This is a genomic window from Gemmatimonadota bacterium, assembly GCA_016719105.1.
GTDB lineage: Bacteria > Gemmatimonadota > Gemmatimonadetes > Gemmatimonadales > Gemmatimonadaceae > SCN-70-22.
The window spans coordinates 399842-420482 of record JADKAQ010000002.1; the positions used below are offsets into that span (position 1 = coordinate 399842).

Consider the following 20641-nt stretch of genomic DNA (forward strand, 5'->3'; position numbering starts at 1 on the left):
CACGGTAGCCAGGCAGCGGAGGATCCCGGGATCGGCGCCCATGCCGATCCCGGGACTTCGCACAAGAAGGCAGGGACCCCATGGCCGACCCCATCAGCAGCTTCAGCGGTCTCGCGAGTGGCGTGCAATGGCGCGACCTCGTCGACCAGCTCATCACAATCGACACGCAGCGCCGCCTCGACCCGATCACCACGAAGAAGACGGCGGCGCAGAGCCGCGTCGACGCGTGGTCCAAGTACCAGGTCCTGTCGGTCGCGTTCCGCGACGCGGCCAAGGGGCTGCGCGACAGCACGGCGTTCGGCGCCTTCCAGGTCACCGGCGGCACCAGCGTCTCCAGCGGTCGGACGCTCCTCACCGCGACGGCCTCGGCAGGTGCAACGCCGGGCAACTATGCGGTCGAGGTGCTCGACCTGGCGCGCGCCAACAAGCTGAGCGGCAACGTCGTCACCAGCGCCACCAGCGCGCTGGGGTTGAGCGGGGAGTTCGGGGTCAATGGCCAGAAGGTCACCATCGTCGCGACCGACACCCTCAGCAACGTCCGCGACAAGATCAACGCCCTCAACACCGGCGCCTCGGCCTCCGGTGTCACCGCCTCCGTGCTCAGCACGGGGTCGACGCAGCATCGCCTCGTCCTCTCGGCCGACCAGACCGGCGCCGCGGGGATCGAGCTCATCGACGACGCCACCGGCGTCCTCAGCTCGCTGGGCATCGTGGACGGGACCAAGACGCTGAACGTCGCCTCCGACGGCGGCGTGCAGTCGCAGAAGGTGTCGTCCGCGACCGCCGCCATCGCCACCATGCTCGGGGTGAGCATGCCTCCCCCGAGCACCATCGAGGTCGGCGGGCGCACCATCGCGGTCGACCTCTCGGTCGATTCGCTCGCCTCCATCGCCGCACGCATCATGGCGGCCGGCGGCAACGCCTCGGTCGTCTCCGAAACCGCCGGCGGCAAGACCGGCTATCGCCTCGTCACCAGCGACACGCTCTCCGCCACCACGGTCGACGGGCAGCGCGCCCTCGAGGTGCTCGGCTTCGTGAAGAACGGTCGCAGCGGCGTCACGCAGGCGGTGTCGAGCGAGAATGCCTTCACCGACGCGTTAGGCGCGGCGGCAGGGGCGGCCACGCTCCTCTCCGACCTCCGCGTCAACGGCAACGCCCTCGCGCTCGCGGCCGGCGACACCTTCAGCGTCCAGGGGACGCGCGGCGACGGCAGCACCGTCTCGCTGAGCTTTGCGGTGGGTGCGTCCGACACGATGCAGACGCTGGTCAACAAGATCAACGATGCCACCAGCGGGTTTGGCGCGGGGACGCGCACCGCCACGGCCTCGTTGAGCGGTGGTAAGATCGTCCTCACGGACGGGACGTCGGGCGATTCGCAGCTCTCGCTCTCGCTCTCGGCCACGCGCGTCTCCGATGGCAGCGTCGTGTCGCTCGGGCGTCAGCTCGTGACCACCGTCGGGCGCCAGCGCGAAGTCGTCGCCGGCTCCGACGCCAAGGTCCGGGTCGACGGCGTCGTCGTGAAGCGCTCCACCAACACCATCTCCGACGCGCTCAACGGCGTCACGCTGAACCTGCAGCAGGCCGAAGTCGGGAGCACCGTCTCGCTCACCGTCGGACGTGACCTCGACGCATTGACCGACAAGGTCAAGGCGGTGGCTACCGCCTACAATGCGCTCGTCTCCTTCCGTGCCGAGCAGCAGAAGGACGGCGCCGCGCTCAAGGGGAACACCACGCTCCGTTCCACCATCGCCACCCTCACCTCGTCGCTCCTCTCCAACGTCTCGGGGCTCTCCGGCAGCTACACACGCGCCGGCGCCGCCGGGCTCGCCCTGCAGGCCGACGGGTCGCTCAAGCTCGACGAGACGGTGTTCAAGGGCCTCCTGACGACGAACTTCAGCGACGTCGTCAACCTCTTCAACACGGCGGGGAGCAGCACCAACAGCCAGCTGGGATACTGGACCTCGACCGGCAAGACCGTCCCGGGCACGTACGCCGTCAACATCACGGCCGCGGCCACCACGCCGACCGTCACGGGCGCCGGATTCAGCGGCACCTACACCGACGATGCCACCGCCGACACGCTGACCATTTCCGATTCGATCAGCGGCGCCTCGGGGAGCATTGCGCTGGCCAACGGCGACACCATCGACACGATCGTCACCAAGCTCAACTCGCTCTTCTCCAACTCGAAGATGTCCGTCACGGCTTCCAAGAGCGGGAACGAGCTCGTGCTCACGGGATCGCGCTACGGATCAACCTCGACCTTCACGATCGCCTACACGGCCGGCGGCGCCGACGGCACCGCCCAGCTCGGGCTCGCCGCCGCTACGGTCGCCGGTACCGACGTGGCCGGGACGATCGGCGGCGTTGCGGCGCTCGGCAGCGGGCAGATCCTGACCGCCAAGCCGCCCATCGTCGGCGACCCGACGGACGGTCTCGCCGTGTCGTACACGGGGACGGCCACCGGAGCGGTGGGCGACATCGCCTTCACGCTCGGCGTCAGCGGGATGCTCTTCAACACCGCCGACGTCTTTGCCCGCGCCGACGGGACGATCTTCACGCAGCAGGAGCAGCTGGAACGTTCGATCAATGAGTTGACCACTCGTGCCGATACTGTCCAACAGTCGCTGGACCGTCGTCGTGCCGCGCTGCTCAAGCAGTTCACGGCCATGGAAACGGCGATCAGCCGCATCCAGGCGCAGGGGTCGACGCTCGTGAGCTTCATCAACTCGATGAACTCGTCGAACAACTGACCGGCGCCATCGCTCCCACTCCGGAAGTGAGGCCGCATGTCGTACGGGGCATTCGCCAAGCAGGCCGCGCGGTATCGTGAGGCAGAGGTTCTCTCTGCCTCGCCCGCGCAGCTCGTCGTCATCGTGTACGAACACCTCCTCACCAACCTGCGGCGTGCGCGCCTGCAGTTGGCACCGTCCGAGGTGGGTCCGCGCTCCGATTCGCTGGACCGCGCGCGCGCGGCGCTGACCGAGCTCCTGGTCACCCTCGACCACCAGCAGGGGGGCGACCTGGCCGGGCGCCTGTCGGCGATTTACACCTTCATGCTCGGCGAGCTGTCGGTGATGGGCGTGAAGCCGAGCGCCGAACGACTCGACGCGATCATCGGCCTGGCCAGCGAACTGCACGAGGCCTTCGCGCACGTCGCGCGCACCACGTCCGACGCGCCGGCGGCCGTCGCCGCCTCCTGATGGCCGGCGTGGTGCAGGGAGCCGCCGAGCTGCAACAGCTCTTTGAGCGCTTCACGGCGCTCTCGGCGACCGCGCTCCGCGCCGTCGATGCGAACGACGGGGCCGCGCTCGAGGCGGCCCTCGATGCACGCGGCCTCCTGGACGCGCGCATGGCGCTGCTCTCCCGCGTGCTCGGCGACGCGCGCCGCACCGCCAGCACCAAGGCCACGCGCGATGCCCTCGACGTCCTCATGCGCCCCGTGCGTGCCGCGGGCGCCGAGGCCGAGCGCCTCAACGGCGAGCTGGTACGTCGGGCCCAGGCCGCGCGGCTCGAGATCGGGGGACAGCTCGATCGCCTCCGCCACGACGATGCGGCCCGGACGGCGTACGCGCTGGCGGCCGGCGGTGCGGGCCGGCAGCATCTCGATCGCACACGTTAGGCAGTGGCACGGCATCCATGCCTCCGCGCTGGGAGTCCCCGTTCGATCCGCCGTCGCCACGCGATACCGCGCTCCTCGCCGAGGTGCTGGGCGCCCTGCGCACGCAGCTGACCGACCCCTCGGGCGAGCAGCGCGACGCCGGCCGCGCCGGCGCGACGGACTCACCCCCCGCGGGCTCCATCGCGGACGAACTGGGCGAGGCGCCGAGCGCCGAGGTGCAGGAGCTCATTCACGCCGCGCTCTCGGAGCTGCACCGCGTGGCCCCCCCCTTGCAACAGGTCACTGGCGTCGCCCCCGTGCTCGGGAGCGGCGTCGTGCAGGAACTGCTGCGGCGGCGTCGGCAGGCCAGTGAATTGGTCACCGCCCCTCCGCCGCCCACCGTCGACGAGCGCTTCTAGGCGTCAGGCGACATTAAGTTCCTCCTCGACACTGCCGATACCACAAGGCAAGGAGGATGCCGATGAAGATCCAAGGCGGCAATGGCGGCCCGATTCGCCCCGATCGTGCGCGTGACGTCTCGACCCAGCCGGTCGACGCGCGTGAGCGAGCGAGCGCACGGACCCCGTCGCAAGTAGAGAAGTTCGATCGGGTCGAGATCTCCGACGCTGGGCGCGCCAAGGCGGGCCAGCTCGAGCCGACCTCCCAGGGCTCGGAACAGCGCCTGGCCGAAATCCGCCGCCGCGTCATCAGTGGCGCATACGACGCCGATGCTGTCGTGGGTGAAGTCGCGCGACGGATCATCGAGCGCGGCGACGTCTAGCACCTTTCCCCGCAGGAGACCCGGACCATGAAGATCCTCGTCGTCGACGATTCGGCCACGATGCGGCGCATCCTCGTCAACTCGCTCCAACGCATTGGCTACAGCGAGTGTGTCGAAGCCGGCGATGGCCGCGAGGCCGTCGACAAGTTCGATGGATCGATCCAGTTCGTCATCACCGACTGGAACATGCCGAACATGTCCGGGCTCGACCTCACGCGTGCCCTGCGCGCCCATCCCGATGGCAAGTCCGTCCCCATCCTGATGGTCACCACGCGCAGCGTGAAGGAAGACATCATCGCGGCCGTCCAGGCCGGCGTCAACAACTACATCGTGAAGCCGTTCACGCCGCAGGTCTTGAAGGAAAAGATCGACGCCGTGTTGAGCGGCACCGCAGCGGCGGCCTGATCATGAGCGCCAAGCAGCCCAGCGAGCTTCTGTACGATTCCGAAGCGACGCTTCGACTGGTCGACACCGCGATCCACGATATGGGGGATCTCGATGGTGAAGGCCCCCCATCCCTCGAACAGCGAGTGCGCGCGGCCATGACCCAGCCACAGGGGACCTCCATCGGACTCATCGGGCTCTCCGATCTCCTCGCGCGTGGCTACGCCGAGATTCTCGGCGTCCTCGATTCGTTGCGGCAGAGCCGGCACCTCCTCGAACGCGCCGCGGTCGAGAAGATCCAGCACACGCATGACAAACTGCGCGAAGTCTCCAACGCCACCGAGACCGCCGCCACCGACATCCTGAATGGCCTCGATCGCGCCAACATGATGGTCGATGACCTCGACGCCTACGCCGGCGAGCACGGGGAACCCGATGACCGGGCCAGCATGATTCGCGCATCGCTGCGCGATGAACTGTTCGCCCTCATGGGGCACATGCAGTTCCAGGACATCACCAGCCAGCAGCTCAACTACGCCTCCGCGGTCCTGACCGAGATGGAGACGCGGCTCGCGAACATCGCGCACGCGTTCGACCCCGCCGTCTTCGGCGTCGTCAGCCCCGACGCCCCGGCGCCCAGCGCCGCCACCGGTCCGGTGACCTTCGACCCCAATGCCTCGACGCAGAACCGCGCCGAGCGCCAGGCGGTCGCCGACGAGATCGTCGCCACCAAGGCGATCGCCTAGCACGGCGATCGCCGGATAGGACGATCGCCCAGTTGGGAGATCGGCCGGCACGACGTCGCCCCTTCGCATCGCGCCATCGCCCCACGGGGCGGTGGCGCTTTTCGCTTGTTAGGGGATGGCCGCCCGGGGGGTCAAGAAGCGCACAACGGCGGCCGACACTTCGAGGTGGCAGTCCGCGGCCGTCTCGCTCCGCCGGACGTGCGCCACTCTCCTCTTCACGACTCGCTTCCCGTGCCGTCGCACTCGCTCAACGACCTCGCCGCGCGACTCATCGCCATCGAGGGCACCGACGACGATTATCAGGAGATCCTCGACACCCTGTGCGCCCTCACCGACGATGCGTCGTTGCCGGAGGGCGTCCGAGCGCTCATGGGCGATGCCCTCGTCCGGTGGAGCGGCACCGCCGTCGATGCGCGCGAGCGCGTCGCCACCGAACTGCAGCAGGTCGTGACCGCGGCCCAGAACCGCCTCGACCTCCGCGATCGCCTGGCGCTGGTCCTGGGGAACGAGCCGGAACCCGCCCCGGCCCCCGCCCCTAGGGCCCCGCGCATGCCGACACCGATCGCCACCGTCGTGACGGTCGCCACGGTGTCGTCCGAAGTGATCGGCCCGTCGGGGGCCCCGGCCGCGTTGCTCCCGCCCGAATCCGACCTCTCGCTCCTCGGCGATTTCATCGCCGAGAGCCGTGAGCTCCTCGAGCACGCGGAGGCCGCACTGCTCGGCCTCGAGGTCGACCCGGACAACGCCGAAGCGGTCAACACGATCTTCCGCGCCTTCCACACGATCAAGGGCACGTCCGCCTTCCTCGCGCTCGACTACATCACCGAGTTCGCCCACCACGCCGAGACGATCCTCAGCCGCGTGCGCGATCGGGAGATCCGCTGTACGGGTGGCTACGCCGACCTGGCGCTGCGCTCGTGCGACATGCTCCGCTCCCTGCTCGACTCCACGCAGGATGCGCTCGAAGGGCGCGGCGAGACCATTCCCGCGGGCTACGACGCCCTGCTTGCCCTCGTTCGCAACCCCGAAGCCTCCGGCGTCTCCGAACACGGACGCGCCGCGTCGTCGGGCCGCGACTTCACGCGCGGCGATCGTGCCGGCGAGGGCGCCGGAGACGAGTCGCCTGACGAGTTGGGCGCCGCGCGCGACGCCACCCCGTCGGCCGGTGCGCGCCGCGCCGGCCCCGCCGCTGAGCAGAGCGTTCGCGTCCGCACCGAGCGCCTGGATCGCCTCATCGAGATGGTGGGCGAGCTGGTCATCGCCGAATCGATGATCTCGCAGGATGCCGTCATCAAGCAGGGCGGGCACCTCGAGCTCAATCGCAAGATCTCGCACGCCGACAAGATCGTCCGTGAGCTGCAAGACCTCTCGATGGCCATGCGCATGGTGCCCCTCAAGGGCCCCTTCCAGAAGGTGGCGCGCCTCGTGCGCGACCTCGGGAGCCGCAGCGGCAAGCGCGTCGAGTTCGTCGCGGAGGGGGAGGACACCGAGATCGACCGCAACATGGTCGACTTCCTCGGTGACCCCCTCGTGCACATGGTGCGCAACTCCGTCGACCATGGCATCGAGCCGCCGGATGAGCGCCGGGCCCTCGGCAAACCCGAACACGGGACCGTGCGCCTCTCCGCCTATCACGCCTCGGGCAACGTCGTGGTGGAACTCAGCGACGACGGGCGCGGGCTCAATCGGGACAAGATCGTCCGCAAGGCGATCCAGCAGGGGCTCATCGCCTCGGCCGAAGGGCTCAGCGACAAGGACGTGTACGACCTGATCTTTGCCCCCGGCTTCTCCACCGCCGACAAGATCACCGACGTCTCCGGGCGTGGCGTGGGGATGGACGTCGTGCGCCGCAACATCGAGGCGCTCCGCGGGCGCGTCGAGATCCAGTCGCGCGCCGGGCAGGGGACGACCTTCCTCGTCCGCCTCCCGCTCACCCTCGCCATCACCGACGGGATGCTCGTCCGCGTCGGGACGGAGCGCTACATCGTCCCGACCATCAACATCCACCTCTCGTTCCGTCCGGCGCGCAGCGCCCTCTCCACGGTGGCCGGCAAGGGCGAGATGGTCATCCTGCGCGACGAGATCATGCCCCTCGTGCGCCTGCACCGAGTCTTTGGAGTATCCGGCGCCGTCGAGGATCCCACCGAGGCGCTGCTCATGGTGGTCGGCGACGGCAGCCAGCGCACGGCCCTCCTCGTCGATGAACTCCTCGGCCAGCAGCAGGTCGTCGCCAAGTCGCTCGGCAACGGCCTCGGTCGCGTCAACGCCATCTCCGGTGGCGCCATTCTCGGCGACGGCCGCGTCGGCCTCATCCTCGACGTCAACGAACTCCTCACGCTGGCGCGCCTCGGCGACGCCGGCGATCACGTCCACAGCACCGCACGCGCGGTCGCCTGACCGCCAGGAGCACGTCCATGCAGACTGCGACCGCCACCCCCGGCACCTCCCGACTCGCCCAGGCGGGCAAGTACCTCACCTTCTTCCTCGCCAGCGAGGAGTACGGGGTCGAGATCCTCAAGGTGCACGAGATCATCGGGATGCTGCCGATCACCCGGGTACCTCGCACGCCGTCGTTTGTGCGCGGCGTCATCAACCTACGAGGCAAGGTCATCCCGATCATCGACCTGCGTGAGCGCTTCGGCATGGCGCACGATGGCGCGGAGGAGCAGTGCATCATCGTGGTGCAGGTGCACGGCATCCAGCTCGGCGTCGTCGTCGACAAGGTCTCCGAGGTCCTCTCGATCGCCGACGGCGACATCGAGCCCACGCCCTCGTTCGGCGTCGACGTCAGCACGGAGTACCTGCTCGGCCTCGCCAAGGGCGACGGACGCGTACGTCTCCTGCTCGACATCGATCGCGTGCTGACGGCCTCGGAGGCCGATAGCGTGCAGTCCGTCTCCGGGAGCGACGGCGGGGCATCGCGCGAATGACCGCTCCCTCGGTCGGCTCCATTGGCGGGATCGACCTCACCGACGCGCAGTTCCGGCGTGTCGGTGAGCTGGTCGGCCGCATCTCGGGCATCCAGCTCCCGCCAGGGAAGGAGAGCCTCGTGCGGTCGCGTCTCGCCAAGCGCCTGCGCGCGCTCGGCCTCGCCTCGGTCACCGAGTACCTGGAGATCGTCGAGCGCGAGCCCTCGCGCGCCGAACTCGCCGAGATGGTCGACGTCCTCACGACCAACAAGACCTCGTTCTTCCGCGAAGTCGATCACTTTCGCCTGCTCGAGTCGACGGTGTTGCCGGCGCTCGGCGGCAAGGGGGCCCCCATTCGCATCTGGAGTGCGGGCTGCTCCAGCGGCGAGGAACCGTACACCGTGGCGATGGTCGCACGCGAAACGCTTGGGGCGGCCGCGTCGCGCGTGCGCATCCTCGCGACCGACATCTCGGCTCGCGTTCTCGCGCGGGCGCGCGAGGGACTCTATGACGCCGACACGCTCGACGACGTCCCGCCCGCCCTGCGCCGCACGCACTTCGAGCCGGTCGCCAACGCCACCGATCGGCTGCGCGTCGCCCCCGCCACGCGCGACCTCGTGCAGTTCGCCCGGCTCAACCTCATGGGCGACTGGCCCATGAAGGGGCCATTCGACGTGATCCTCTGCCGCAACGTGATGATCTACTTCGACAAGCCGACGCAGGAACGCCTCGTCTCACGCTACGCCTCGCTCCTGGCTCCCGGCGGATACCTCTTCGTCGGGCACTCGGAGAGCTTGAGCGGCCTCCGGCACGAGCTCGCCTACGTGCAACCTGCCACCTATCGCAAGGGCCGCTGATGCAATCCACCGATAGCATGGCAGACCGGGTGATCGGGATCGCCGACATGGCCGTCTCCGCCAGCAGTGCGGACCGGCTGGTGACCTACGCGTTAGGCAGCTGCCTGGGTGTCTGCGTGCACGATCCCGTGGCCGGCGTCGCGGGGCTGTTGCACGTGATGCTCCCCTCGTCCGACATCGATCCGCAGAAGGCGCAGCGCAACCCGTACATGTTCGTCGATACGGGCGTCCCCGAGCTGTTCCGCGCCGCCTATCGCGCCGGTGCCCAGAAGGAGCGCTTGATCGTGAAGGTCATCGGCGGCGCATCCACGGGCGACGGCGATCAACCCGACGCCTTCCAGGTCGGCAAGCGCAACGTGCTCACGCTCAAGAAGCTGCTGTGGAAGAACGGTGTCATCCTGCGCGCCGAGGATGTCGGTGGCCAGCGCTTGTCGCGCACCGTCTTCCTGCAGGTCAGTTCGGGAGAGGTACTGGTGAAGACGAACGGTCGCGAAGCCACGCTCTGACCACATCGAGGAACGATTCCAATGGCACTCAATGTCCTGGTGGTCGACGATAGCGCCGTGATGCGCTCGATGTTGATCCGTACTCTACGCCTCAGCGGACTCCCGCTGACCAACGTGTATCAGGCCGGCAACGGCGCCGAGGCGCTCGCTTCGCTGGCGGCCCACGAGGTCGACCTCGCCCTGGTCGACATCAATATGCCGGTCATGAACGGGGAGCAGCTCATCGAGCAGGTCCGCGCCGACGCGCGGCTCGCCGGTGTGGCAATCGTCGTCGTCTCGACCGAAGGATCCGAGACCCGCATCGATTCGTTCAAGGCGCGTGGCGTCTCCTTCATCCATAAGCCGTTCACCCCCGAGCAGGTACGCTCCACCGTGCTCAAGGTCCTGGGAGTCGCCGATGCCTGAGACACTCACCTCCCCGCTTCTCGAGGCCGCGACCGAGACCTTCGAGAGTCTCGCGTATCTCTTCGCGGAACCCGGGATCACCGACGACATTCCCGGGGAGGACGTCGAAGGCGTGGTCGCGGTCGCGTTCAGCGGTCCGTCCCACGGCGGCGTCATCATGCAGCTGTCGGGGGGGGTCCTTCCTGCGCTCGCGGCCAACATGCTCGGGCTGGACGATCCCACGTCGGGCCATGACCAGCGCGATGCCTTGGGCGAAGCCGCGAACGTCATCTGTGGCAACGTCCTCCCGCGCGTGGCGGGCAGTGCGGCCGTCTTCGCGCTTGGGAGTCCCACAGCTGTTCGCCAGCTGGTCCGACGCCGTCCAATCCCTCGGCGCCGAGTCGGCGCGGATCCGGCTCGATGTCGAAGGCGGACGCGCCGATATCGCACTCGTGATGCACCCGTCGCTCTGAGAGGGGCGCCACGGCGCGCCCCCCCGCACTCGTCCCTTCGCTGCCCACGCTGCCCACCACTCCCATGCCGATCCGCGTCCTCGTGGTCGATGACTCCGCCGTCGTGCGCAAGGCGTTGAGTGAGGAGTTGTCGCGCTATCCCGACATCGAGGTGGTCGGGACGGCGATGGACCCGTACGCGGCGCGCGACAAGATCATCGAGCTCCGACCCGACGTCCTCACCCTGGACGTCGAAATGCCCCGGATGGATGGCCTCTCGTTCCTCGAGCGGCTCATGCAGCACTATCCCATCCCGGTCATCATCGTCTCGTCGCTCACGCCCAAACACTCCGAAGCGGCGGTGCGCGCGCTGGCGCTCGGCGCGGTCGACGTCGTCCCCAAGCCCGGAACGCAGTACTCCGTCCCCGACGTCGAACGTCACCTCGTCGCGGCCGTGCGCGCCGCCGCACGCGCTCGGCTCCACAAGCGTGATGCGACCGCGCCGAGCGCGCCGTCGGTGCACATCGGGCAGATCCGCACGACCGACCGGCTCGTCGCCATCGGGGCCTCGACCGGTGGCACCGGAGCCATCGAGGATGTCCTGCGCCGATTCCCGGCCAACGCCCCCGGGACGGTGATCACGCAGCACATGCCCGCCGGCTTCACCGCGTCGTTTGCGCAGCGCCTCGATCAGCAGTGTGCCGTCAACGTGCGCGAGGCGCGCGACGGCGACATCATCACCCCGGGGATCGCGCTCATCGCGCCCGGCAACTTCCATCTGCTCGTGCAACGGAGCGGGGCGCAGTGGATCGCGCGCGTCAAGGACGGCCCCCTCGTCCACCATCAGCGCCCCGCCGTCGACGTGATGTTCCAGTCGGTGTCCAAGGCCGCCGGCCGCAATGCCGTCGGCGTGATCCTCACGGGAATGGGTGAAGACGGCGCGCGCGGTCTCGTGACGATGCGCGACGCCGGTGCCTGGACCATCGCGCAGGACGAGCAGAGCTCGGTCGTGTTCGGGATGCCGCGCGCGGCCATCGAGATGGGCGCTGCGCGCGAGGTGCGGCCGTTGCACGAAGTTGCCGACGCGATCTTCGCCGCGTTGGCCCCCGGCCGGCGTACTCCACTCTCGTCTGCGGTCGCCGCCGGGTAGCCCGACCGCCGCGGGAGATGCGCATCGATGAACGGATGAGGTCGTCCCGACGCACTGGGCACACGCGAGAAAACGCCCGCCACCGAGAGGGTGACGGGCGTTTCTGATGTCGTCGTAACTGAATAGTCGGGGCGACTGGATTTGAACCAGCGACCTCCTGCTCCCGAAGCAGGCGCGCTACCGGGCTACGCTACGCCCCGAAACTACCGGAATTTCAACGAATGATATGCGCCCAGAGAGACTCGAACCCCCAACCTTCTGATCCGTAGTCAGATGCTCTATCCAATTGAGCTATGGGCGCTCACCATAAGCGCTTACAACACCTGCACCTGCTCGCGCCTCGTACGACCCCACCAACTGGCCGGACGAAGAACGCGGAAGGTAGACACCCCTCTGGAGGCCGTCAAGTGAGCGAGCGGTGTGGCCTCGCGACAGAATCCTCCGGAAAAGCCAACGCCCTCGGCGATGCCGAGGGCGTATGGGCGGTACAAGACTCGAACTTGTGACCTCCACGATGTCAACGTGGCGCTCTAACCAACTGAGCTAACCGCCCGATTCACCGCAACCACCGGCAACTTTCCGCCGGCCCCGCACGTTCATTCCAATACCCCGGAGTAAAGCATGCTGGCGTTGCGCTGAGAAGCGGGAAACGGGACTCGAACCCGCGACCCCAACCTTGGCAAGGTTGTGCTCTACCAACTGAGCTATTCCCGCGAACCGCTAGCCTGACGCCCGCTTTCGTGAGCTGCAACTAATCTCGTCGATCGCAGGCCATCACACTATTCCAGGTCGAAGCCTTCTCGACCATGGAGGCGAGGGGAATCGAACCCCTGACCTCTTGAATGCCATTCAAGCGCTCTCCCAACTGAGCTACGCCCCCGCACGCGACGCCACCCTGACAACTTCTGGCAACCGCCGCTTTCAGGAACCGGGAAGTGTATCCGGGAGTAGTATTGATGTCAAGAAATCCACTCTAGCGGATTCACCATCGAACGGTATTTTGCAGCGACTTTTTCCACTCCTGCGTTAGCCTGACGAGACACCGTCAGGTATCCGCGAGTGTTTCTCGTGCGGCAGCGCCTTTCGCGCCGCGCTTCTCTTTATAAACGCCAAGTCCACGAGGACTTTACTCAATGACTGACGTCAAGCGCCGCCGCCGCCGGACGACCCCCGCGGGGATCGCGCCGAGCGAGCCGGAGCGCGACATCCTCGACCAGTACCTGTACGAGGTGAGCACGTACCCGCTGCTCAAGGCGGCGGAAGAGATCGAACTCGCCCGCAAGATCCGCGCGGGCGATCAGGACGCGCTGCAGGAGCTCGTCAAGCGCAACCTGCGCTTCGTCATCTCGGTGGCGAAGAAGTACCAGAACCGCGGCCTCCCCCTCATCGATCTCATCGGCGAAGGGAACGTCGGCCTCCTCACCGCCGCCCGGAAGTTCGATCCGGATCAGGGGGTGAAGTTCATCTCGTACGCCGTGTGGTGGATCCGTCAGGCCATCCTCTCCTCGCTCGCGCGTCAGGGGCGCACGGTTCGCGTCCCGCTCAACCGCACCGCCGATCTCTCCCGCATCATCAAGGCGTCGGAAATCCTCCGCCAGAAGCTCCGCCGGGAGCCCACTCCCGAGGAACTGGCGCAGCTGACCGGCCTCTCCGTCGATGTCGTGCAGTCGCTCGCCGCGCTCAACACCGGCGACGTCCGCCTCGATGCCCCGATGGATCCGGAAGGCGATCGTGCCCTCATCGAGCGCTTCGTCGCCGATGAAATGCCCGACACCGAAGAAGAAGCGATGAACCGCTTCCTCTCCGATGAAATCGAACTGGCGCTCTCCACCCTTCCGCCCCGCGACGCCAAGGTCCTGCGGCTCTACTTCGGGCTCGAGGGCGGGCGTGAACACACGCTCGAGGAAATCGGCTCCATGCTCGGCGTTACCCGCGAGCGTGTGCGTCAGCTGCGCGACCGTGCCCTCAAGCGCCTCCGCGAAGGCGATGTCGGGCGCGCGCTCTCCAGCTTCGCCGCCTAGCGTTACGCGATCGTCGACGGGACGTGCAACGGGCGAGCCTTCACCGGCTCGCCCGTTCGCTTTTCCGCACCAACCCGCCCTCGTGTCACGGCCCCGCGCGCCCCTTTCGCCCGTCACATTCATGCTGTTGATTGGGACCGGAGGCGAGTGTCGCGTAGCGCACCCTCTCGTCTTCCCGCGGTCTCAAGCCTCTGGGCCCCAGCGCTCGCTGGGGTGCTCGCTGCGCTCGCATCTTCCCGTCTTCTCCATTGATCTCCCTACAGAACGTCCACAAGGCGTTTGGCTCCAAGAAGGTGCTCCAAGGCTTCACGCTCGACGTGGCCGAAGGAGAGACGATGGTCATCATCGGATATTCGGGGAGCGGAAAGTCGGTGGCGATCAAGCACATCGTCGGCCTCCTCGAGCCCGATGAAGGGAACGTCGTCGTCGATGGACTCGACGTCCCCAAGCTCTCGCGCCGAGATCTCTACGCCCTGCGCGCCCGCATCGGCTACGTCTTCCAGTTTGCTGCCCTCTTCGATTCGCTCTCCATCGGCGAAAACGTCGCGATGGGACTGCGCAAACAGGGGCAACTCTCCCCCAAGGAGATCGCCGACCGCGTGCACGAGGTCCTGGAACTCGTCGACCTCCCGAACGTCCAGGATCGCTTTCCCGCCGAACTCTCGGGCGGCATGCGCAAGCGCGTCGGTCTCGCCCGCGCCATCGCCCTACGTCCGAAATACATCTTGTACGATGAACCCACGACCGGACTCGATCCCGTCACCAGTGCGGTCATCGACGAGTTGATGGTGCGCATGCGCGAGAAGCTCGGCGTCACCAGCATCGTCATCACCCACGACATGCGCAGCGCCTACCACGTGGGGAGCAAGATCGCGATGCTCTACGAGGGGAAGGTGCGCCAGGTCGGGACCGTCGATGAGATCCGGAATTCCGCCGATCCCATCGTGCGCCAATTCGTCGAGGGGCGTCCTGAGCTCGACGACGAGCCCACGCGAGGCCCCTGAGCCATGGCGCCGCGGGCGGGGAAGGCGAGGGAGGAGATTTCCGCTGGCGGCGTCGTCGTTCGACTGCACGGCGGGCGCCCGCTATTCCTCCTCATCCGCGATTCATACCGCAACTGGGGCTTTCCCAAGGGGCACCTCGAGCCGGGCGAAACCGCGGACGCGGCGGCCATTCGTGAGGTCGCCGAAGAGACCGGACTCGGTGACCTGCGCCTGCGCGCCGAAATCGAGACGATCGACTGGTATTTCCGCTTTCGCGGGCGACTGATCCACAAAGTCTGCCACTTCTATCTCATGGAGTCCGACAGCGCCGTCACCTCTCCCCAGCGCGACGAGGGGATCACGGCGTGTCGATGGGAGACGTTCGAACGCGCGGCCGAACTGGTGTCGTACGAGAATGCGCGCGCCGTCCTGCGCCGCGCGCACGAACTCGTCAACGCCGCCCCCACCTCCGCGACCTGACGCTCATGACGATTGCCGGGACCACGGGGACCCCTGTCCCCCTCTGCGTCGTGGTCCTGGCGAGTCGCGATCGGGCGCGGACGATCGTAAAGGACGCCTTCCCGCGTCGTCGCACGCGCCTCACCCTCGCCCGAAACGTCCGGGAGTTCGAGCGCGCCTTTCGCACGGGCCTGGTCGACGCCGCCGTCGTCGATCTTGGCGGCACCACCGAGGACGTCATGCGGGCCATCGACCTCGCCCGCGAATTCCCGAGCGCCCCATTTTTCGCCCTCTCACCGTTGCGGGCGATCGATGGGGCACTGGCCGCGCGCGCGGCGGCCTACGACTTCGCCGATGTCCTCGTCGATGGCGTCGACGATCACGTCCTGCGCGACCTGGTGATCCCGCGCGCCTTCACGACCCGGTTTGCCCTGGCGCTCGCGGTCCCCCCGGAATCGCTGCACGTGAACACCGCACTCCGCCTCGAGAGCTGGCGCGTCCTGGTCGAGCATGCGGGGCGCCCGATTCATACCAATGCGGTCGCCGAGGCGCTCGGGGTGACGCGCGAGCATCTGAGCCGGGCCTTCGGGGCGGCGGGGGCCCCCAACCTCAAGCGGGTCATCGACCTGGTGCGTCTGGCCGCGGCGGCCGAACTCTCCAAGAATCCGGGCTACGACGTGGGCGACGTGGCCCGGGTCCTCGGCTTCGCGTCGTCGTCCCACCTCAGCACGACCTCCCAGCGCATCGTCGGGATTCGTCCCTCTTCGTTGGCCCGGCTTCGCACGGTCGATCTCATCGAGCGCTTCGTGCATGGGCGGATGCGGAGCCGGCCGGTGGTGCGAGGGCGCCGAGTCGCGGCCGGGTAGCCGGCTGGTCGCCGGCCGGGGCGATCGCCCTTCGTGATCCCACCGGGACGGGGGGAGCCGGAGAACTGGGGAGGGTGGGGACCGCCAGACGGGGAGGAAAGACCTATCCTGTTCGCTTGAATGCCGAGTGGCCTTGTGATAATTTTCACAAGCTTTACCCGTTCGCTTTCCGATCCTTATCTGCCTCCGATCTCGATATGGCTTCTGATACGATCCTGCGCCCCGGCGAAATCAAGGACATCCTCCTCCGTGAAATCGAGGCGGCGGACCTGCATGCACTCGATGTCGAGGAAGTAGGGACCGTCCTCGAGGTGAAGGACGGCGTCGCGCGCATTTACGGCCTGCGCAAGGCGATGGCCGGCGAGATGCTGGAGATCACGTCGTCGCAGACCGGCAACAAGATCACCGCGCTGACGTTGAACCTCGAAGAGGACAACATCGGGTCGGTCATCCTCGGCGACTACTTGCAGCTGAAGGAAGGCGATGAAGTCCGTCGCACCGGACGCGTGCTCGAAGTGCCCGTTGGCCCGGCCCTCGTGGGCCGCGTGGTCGACGCCCTCGGCCGGCCGATCGACGGCAAGGGGCCGGTGGTCACCCCGCACACCCGCCTCGTCGAGTCGCAGGCTCCCGGCATCATCGTTAGGCAGCCGGTGAAGGAACCGCTGCAGACCGGGATCAAGTCGATCGACGCGATGATCCCGATTGGCCGCGGCCAGCGCGAGCTCATCATCGGCGACCGCGGCACCGGCAAGACCGCCATCGCGGTCGACACGATCATCAACCAGAAGGGGCAGGGCGTCACCTGCGTCTACGTCGCCATCGGCCAGAAGGCCTCGACGGTGGCCTCGGTGGTCGAGAAGCTGCGCCAGCAGGGGGCGATGGACTACACCATCGTCGTCGTCGCGGCCGCCTCGGATCCCGCCCCGATGCAGTACATCGCGCCCTACACCGGCGCAGCGATGGCCGAGTACTTCATGTACGACGAGGGCCAGGCCACGCTGTGCGTCTACGACGACCTCTCCAAGCAGGCCGCCGCGTACCGCCAGCTGTCGCTGGTGCTCCGCCGTCCGCCGGGTCGCGAGGCGTTCCCGGGTGACGTCTTCTATCTCCACTCCCGCCTCCTCGAGCGCGCGGCCAAGCTCCGTGAAGACGCCGACGTCTGCGACGGCACGGTGATCAAGAAGCCGGGTGGATCGCTCACCGCGCTCCCGATCATCGAGACGCAGGCCGGCGACGTGTCGGCCTACATCCCGACCAACGTCATCTCGATTACCGACGGGCAGATCTTCCTCGAGACCGACCTCTTCTACGCCAACGTTCGCCCCGCCATCAACGCCGGCATCTCGGTGTCGCGCGTCGGGGGCTCGGCGCAGATCAAGGCGATGCGTTCGGTCGCGGGCCGCCTCCGCCTCGACCTCGCGCAGTATCGCGAGCTCGAAGCGTTCGCCGCCTTTGCCTCGGACCTCGATGCGGCCACCAAGAAGCAGCTCGAGCGCGGCGCCCGCACGGTGGAGGTGCTCAAGCAGCCGCAGTACGCACCGATGCCGGTCGAGCAGCAGGTCATGATCATCTACGCGGTCTCCAACGGCTTCATCGACGATGTCGAAGTGTCGAAGGTGCGCGCGTGGGAGCGGGGCTTCCTCGAGTTCATGACGCTGCAGTACCCGCAGGTCGGCGAGGGGATCAGGAAGGAGAAGGCCCTCTCCAAGGACATCGAAGCCGCCCTCAAGCAGGGCATCGACGCCTACAAGAAGGTCGCGAGATAGCCCGTCGCGACCTGCGCCTGGCGCAGGTCGCACGCTCGTCTCCCGTCTCCCGACTCCCGTCTTTCTTTAGAACATGGCCAAAGGCAGAGAACTCAAGGCGCGCATCAAGTCGACCGAGAACACCCGGAAGATCACGCGCACCCTGGAGATGGTGTCGACGTCGAAGATGAAGCGCGCGCAGGACCGGGTGCAGGCAGCCCGGCCGTATGCGAACGCCCTCTCCGACGTCATCGCCTCGCTGTACACCCCCGAACTGGCAGAGCAGTTTCCGCTCCTCCGGCAGCCGGCCAAGCCGCGCAAGGCGGCGGTGATCCTCATCAACTCCAATCGCGGCCTCGCCGGCGCGTTCAACTCGAACCTCATCAAGGAGACGCGCACCCAGTTGGCCCAGCTGCGCGCCCAGGGGATCGAGACCGAGCTCCACATCACGGGGCGCAAGGGGATCGGTTTCTTCCGCTATTTAGGGGAGACGCTGGCCACCGCCCGCACCGACATCAGCGACCGCCCCACTGCGGCCGATGCCGCGTCGCTGGTCGACAGTCTGATGCAGCGCTTCATCGACGGGTCGCTCGACGCGGTCTACGTCGTCTACGCGCAGTTCAAGTCGGCGCTCTCGTGCCCTCCCACGACTGCGCAGGTCCTCCCGGTCATCCCGCCCAAGCGCACGGGCGCGGCCCCGGACTACCTGCTCTACCCGTCGGCGGAGGAGATCCTCACCGAACTCCTCCCCTCCTACGTGCGCAACACGATGTACCGCACGCTGGTCGAAACCGCGGCCGCCGAGCATATCGCCCGGCGCACCGCCATGAAGAACGCCACCGACAACGCGACGGAGCTCCTGTCCGTCTACCGCCGCACATACAACCGCGCCCGTCAGGCGCAGATCACGCAGGAGATTGCGGAGATCGTTGGTGGGGCGGCGGCGCTTGAATAGAAGACGAGAAGACGAGAAGACGAGAAGACATGGTCTTCTCCGAACTCGTCCGTCTTCGGTGCGTGGATGCGCAGCTGGTGTTCTAGATCGCTAGATGAATGAGCAGTCCCTCGTCTTCTCGTCTTCCCGTCTTCTCGTCTTCTCTTAAAGGTATGTCCACCACCGCTGCCCCACAGACCGTCGGCCGCATCGTTCAGATCATCGGCCCCGTCGTCGACGTCGAGTTCGATACGGACGCGCTTCCCGAGCTCTACAACGCGCTCGAGATCCGCGGCAAGACCGACTCCGGTGCCACGATCCGCGTGGTGGCCGAGGTGCAGCAGCACATCGGGCGCAATCAGGTGCGCGCCGTCGCCATGTCCACGACGGACGGCGTCGTGCGCGGCATGGACGCGATCGACACCGGTGCGGCGATCTCGGTCCCGGTCGGTGCTGCCGCGCTCGGGCGCATCCTCAACGTGATCGGCGAGCCGGTCGACAACGGCCCCGACATCCCGGCGTCGGTCGAGCGCTGGCCGATTCATCGCAAGCGCCCCGACTTCGTCGACCTCGAGCCCAAGACGCAGATCTTCGAGACGGGCATCAAGGTCATCGACCTCATCGCCCCGTTCGTGAAGGGCGGCAAGATCGGGCTCTTCGGCGGCGCCGGCGTGGGCAAGACGGTCGTCATCCAGGAGCTCATCAACAACGTCGCCAAGGGACACGGCGGCAAGTCGGTGTTCTGCGGCGTGGGTGAGCGCACGCGCGAAGGGAACGACCTGTACCTCGAGTTCAAGGAAGCCGGCATTCTCGATTCCGTCGCCCTCATCTACGGGCAGATGAACGAGCCGCCAGGTGCACGCCTCCGCGTCGGCCTCTCGGGGCTGACGGTGGCCGAGTACTTCCGCGATCGTGAGAACGCCGACGTGCTCGTCTTCATCGACAACATCTTCCGCTTCACGCAGGCGGGCTCGGAAGTGTCGGCGCTCCTGGGCCGCATGCCGAGCGCCGTGGGCTACCAGCCGACGCTGGCCACGGAGATGGGTGACCTGCAGGAGCGCATCACCTCGACGCGCAACGGCTCGATCACCTCGGTGCAGGCCATCTACGTTCCCGCCGACGACCTCACCGACCCGGCGCCGGCGACGGCGTTCGCCCACCTCGACGCGACCACGGTGCTCAACCGCGCGATCACCGAGCTCGGCATCTACCCGGCCGTCGACCCGCTCGACTCGTCGTCGCGAATCCTCGATCCGCAGTTCATCGGGGAGCGCCACTACAAGGTCGCCATCGAGGTGCAGCGCATCCTGCAGCGCTACAAGGAACTGCAGGACATCATCGCCATCCTCGGCATGGACGAGCTCTCCGAGGACGACAAGCTGGTCGTGGGACGTGCGCGCCGCCTGCAGCGCTTCATGTCGCAGCCGTTTGCGGTCGCCGAGCAGTTCACCGGCATGAAGGGCGCGTACGTGAAGCTCGAGGAGACGATCTCCTCGTTCGAGCGCCTCTGCGCCGGCGAGTTCGACCAGTACCCGGAGCAGGCGTTCTTCATGTGCGGCGGCGCTGACGACATCGTCAAGAACGCCGAGCGCATCGCCAAGGCCTAACGATGCTCAAGGTCTCGGTGATCTCGCCGGAACAGACGTTGTTCGAGGGGGAGGTCGAGTCGGTGACCGCCCCCGCGTTCGACGGCGAGGTGGGGATCCTCACCTCTCACGCGCCGATGATGACGCTGCTGGGGAAGGGGACGCTCCGCCTCGGATCGAATGGGTCCAAGGGGACGTTCCAGGTGGAAGGCGGCTTCCTGCAGGTGGTCGACAACCACGTGCGGGTGGTGACGGAGAAGGCGGCGCAGGCCTAACG

22 protein-coding genes and 5 tRNA genes are annotated in these 20641 nt (G+C 67.4%); 22 read left to right on the top strand and 5 right to left on the bottom strand.

What is annotated here, in order from left to right:
• Positions 1-80: 80 nt before the first annotated feature.
• The 14 genes from fliD to IPN47_05410 all read left to right on the top strand — a co-directional run bounded on the left by fliD (position 81) and on the right by IPN47_05410 (position 11770).
• Positions 81-2753, top strand: coding sequence for a flagellar filament capping protein FliD (fliD, locus tag IPN47_05345; protein MBK9407471.1), 2673 nt, complete (start codon positions 81-83; stop codon positions 2751-2753).
• A gap of 36 nt (positions 2754-2789) precedes the next feature.
• Positions 2790-3203 (top strand): flagellar export chaperone FliS, encoded by a 414-nt coding sequence (fliS, locus tag IPN47_05350; protein MBK9407472.1) that lies wholly within the window; start codon positions 2790-2792, stop codon positions 3201-3203.
• 8 nt (positions 3204-3211) lie between these two features.
• On the top strand, positions 3212-3622 hold the full coding sequence (locus IPN47_05355; protein MBK9407473.1) for a hypothetical protein: 411 nt from the start codon (positions 3212-3214) through the stop codon (positions 3620-3622).
• A 17-nt stretch (positions 3623-3639) separates the two neighbouring features.
• The gene (locus tag IPN47_05360) at positions 3640-4020 is read left to right on the top strand and encodes a hypothetical protein (GenBank protein ID MBK9407474.1); all 381 of its coding nucleotides are present in this window, start codon (positions 3640-3642) and stop codon (positions 4018-4020) included.
• Between the two features lie 62 nt (positions 4021-4082).
• Positions 4083-4382, top strand: a complete 300-nt coding sequence (locus tag IPN47_05365) for a flagellar biosynthesis anti-sigma factor FlgM (protein MBK9407475.1) — start codon at positions 4083-4085, stop codon at positions 4380-4382.
• A gap of 27 nt (positions 4383-4409) precedes the next feature.
• The gene (locus IPN47_05370) at positions 4410-4787 is read left to right on the top strand and encodes a response regulator (protein MBK9407476.1); all 378 of its coding nucleotides are present in this window, start codon (positions 4410-4412) and stop codon (positions 4785-4787) included.
• 2 nt (positions 4788-4789) lie between these two features.
• Positions 4790-5512: a hypothetical protein gene (locus IPN47_05375; GenBank protein ID MBK9407477.1), complete on the top strand. Its 723-nt coding sequence runs from the start codon at positions 4790-4792 to the stop codon at positions 5510-5512.
• 231 nt (positions 5513-5743) lie between these two features.
• The gene (locus tag IPN47_05380) at positions 5744-7909 is read left to right on the top strand and encodes a chemotaxis protein CheA (protein ID MBK9407478.1); all 2166 of its coding nucleotides are present in this window, start codon (positions 5744-5746) and stop codon (positions 7907-7909) included.
• Between the two features lie 17 nt (positions 7910-7926).
• Positions 7927-8442, top strand: coding sequence for a purine-binding chemotaxis protein CheW (locus IPN47_05385; GenBank protein ID MBK9407479.1), 516 nt, complete (start codon positions 7927-7929; stop codon positions 8440-8442).
• A complete protein-coding gene (locus tag IPN47_05390; protein ID MBK9407480.1) occupies positions 8439-9278 on the top strand; it encodes a protein-glutamate O-methyltransferase in 840 nt (279 codons plus the stop codon). The genes IPN47_05385 and IPN47_05390 overlap by 4 nt, the downstream gene beginning before the upstream one ends.
• Before the next feature lie 17 nt (positions 9279-9295).
• Complete coding sequence (locus IPN47_05395; protein ID MBK9407481.1) at positions 9296-9784, top strand: chemotaxis protein CheD; 489 nt, start codon at positions 9296-9298, stop codon at positions 9782-9784.
• A gap of 21 nt (positions 9785-9805) precedes the next feature.
• On the top strand, positions 9806-10189 hold the full coding sequence (locus IPN47_05400) for a response regulator (protein ID MBK9407482.1): 384 nt from the start codon (positions 9806-9808) through the stop codon (positions 10187-10189).
• Positions 10182-10760, top strand: coding sequence for a chemotaxis protein CheX (locus tag IPN47_05405; GenBank protein MBK9407483.1), 579 nt, complete (start codon positions 10182-10184; stop codon positions 10758-10760). Before IPN47_05400 ends, IPN47_05405 begins: the two co-directional genes overlap by 8 nt.
• Positions 10706-11770: a chemotaxis response regulator protein-glutamate methylesterase gene (locus IPN47_05410; GenBank protein MBK9407484.1), complete on the top strand. Its 1065-nt coding sequence runs from the start codon at positions 10706-10708 to the stop codon at positions 11768-11770. Before IPN47_05405 ends, IPN47_05410 begins: the two co-directional genes overlap by 55 nt.
• Positions 11771-11896: 126 nt before the next feature.
• Here IPN47_05410 and IPN47_05415 read toward each other — a convergent pair.
• The 5 genes from IPN47_05415 to IPN47_05435 all read right to left on the bottom strand — a co-directional run bounded on the left by IPN47_05415 (position 11897) and on the right by IPN47_05435 (position 12650).
• A tRNA-Pro gene (locus IPN47_05415) sits at positions 11897-11970 on the bottom strand.
• Positions 11971-11997: 27 nt separating this feature from the next.
• Positions 11998-12071, bottom strand: a tRNA-Arg gene (locus IPN47_05420).
• A gap of 178 nt (positions 12072-12249) precedes the next feature.
• Positions 12250-12323: transfer RNA gene (locus IPN47_05425), tRNA-Val, on the bottom strand.
• An 88-nt stretch (positions 12324-12411) separates the two neighbouring features.
• Positions 12412-12484, bottom strand: a tRNA-Gly gene (locus IPN47_05430).
• Positions 12485-12577: 93 nt separating this feature from the next.
• Positions 12578-12650: transfer RNA gene (locus IPN47_05435), tRNA-Ala, on the bottom strand.
• A gap of 253 nt (positions 12651-12903) precedes the next feature.
• Between IPN47_05435 and IPN47_05440 the strand changes: the two genes are divergently transcribed.
• The 8 genes from IPN47_05440 (at position 12904) to atpC (ending at position 20639) form a co-directional block, all read left to right on the top strand.
• Positions 12904-13791 (top strand): RNA polymerase sigma factor RpoD/SigA, encoded by an 888-nt coding sequence (locus tag IPN47_05440; GenBank protein ID MBK9407485.1) that lies wholly within the window; start codon positions 12904-12906, stop codon positions 13789-13791.
• Between the two features lie 248 nt (positions 13792-14039).
• Positions 14040-14795, top strand: coding sequence for an ABC transporter ATP-binding protein (locus IPN47_05445; protein ID MBK9407486.1), 756 nt, complete (start codon positions 14040-14042; stop codon positions 14793-14795).
• Positions 14796-14798: 3 nt separating this feature from the next.
• A complete protein-coding gene (locus IPN47_05450) occupies positions 14799-15254 on the top strand; it encodes an NUDIX hydrolase (protein ID MBK9407487.1) in 456 nt (151 codons plus the stop codon).
• A 5-nt stretch (positions 15255-15259) separates the two neighbouring features.
• Entirely contained in the window at positions 15260-16099 is an 840-nt protein-coding gene (locus IPN47_05455) for a helix-turn-helix transcriptional regulator (protein MBK9407488.1), read from the top strand.
• A gap of 197 nt (positions 16100-16296) precedes the next feature.
• The gene (locus tag IPN47_05460; protein MBK9407489.1) at positions 16297-17865 is read left to right on the top strand and encodes a F0F1 ATP synthase subunit alpha; all 1569 of its coding nucleotides are present in this window, start codon (positions 16297-16299) and stop codon (positions 17863-17865) included.
• Positions 17866-17938: 73 nt separating this feature from the next.
• The gene (gene atpG, locus IPN47_05465) at positions 17939-18799 is read left to right on the top strand and encodes an ATP synthase F1 subunit gamma (GenBank protein ID MBK9407490.1); all 861 of its coding nucleotides are present in this window, start codon (positions 17939-17941) and stop codon (positions 18797-18799) included.
• Positions 18800-18951: 152 nt separating this feature from the next.
• Positions 18952-20385, top strand: coding sequence for a F0F1 ATP synthase subunit beta (gene atpD / locus IPN47_05470; GenBank protein MBK9407491.1), 1434 nt, complete (start codon positions 18952-18954; stop codon positions 20383-20385).
• A gap of 2 nt (positions 20386-20387) precedes the next feature.
• Complete coding sequence (atpC, locus tag IPN47_05475; protein MBK9407492.1) at positions 20388-20639, top strand: ATP synthase F1 subunit epsilon; 252 nt, start codon at positions 20388-20390, stop codon at positions 20637-20639.
• Positions 20640-20641 lie beyond the last annotated feature (2 nt).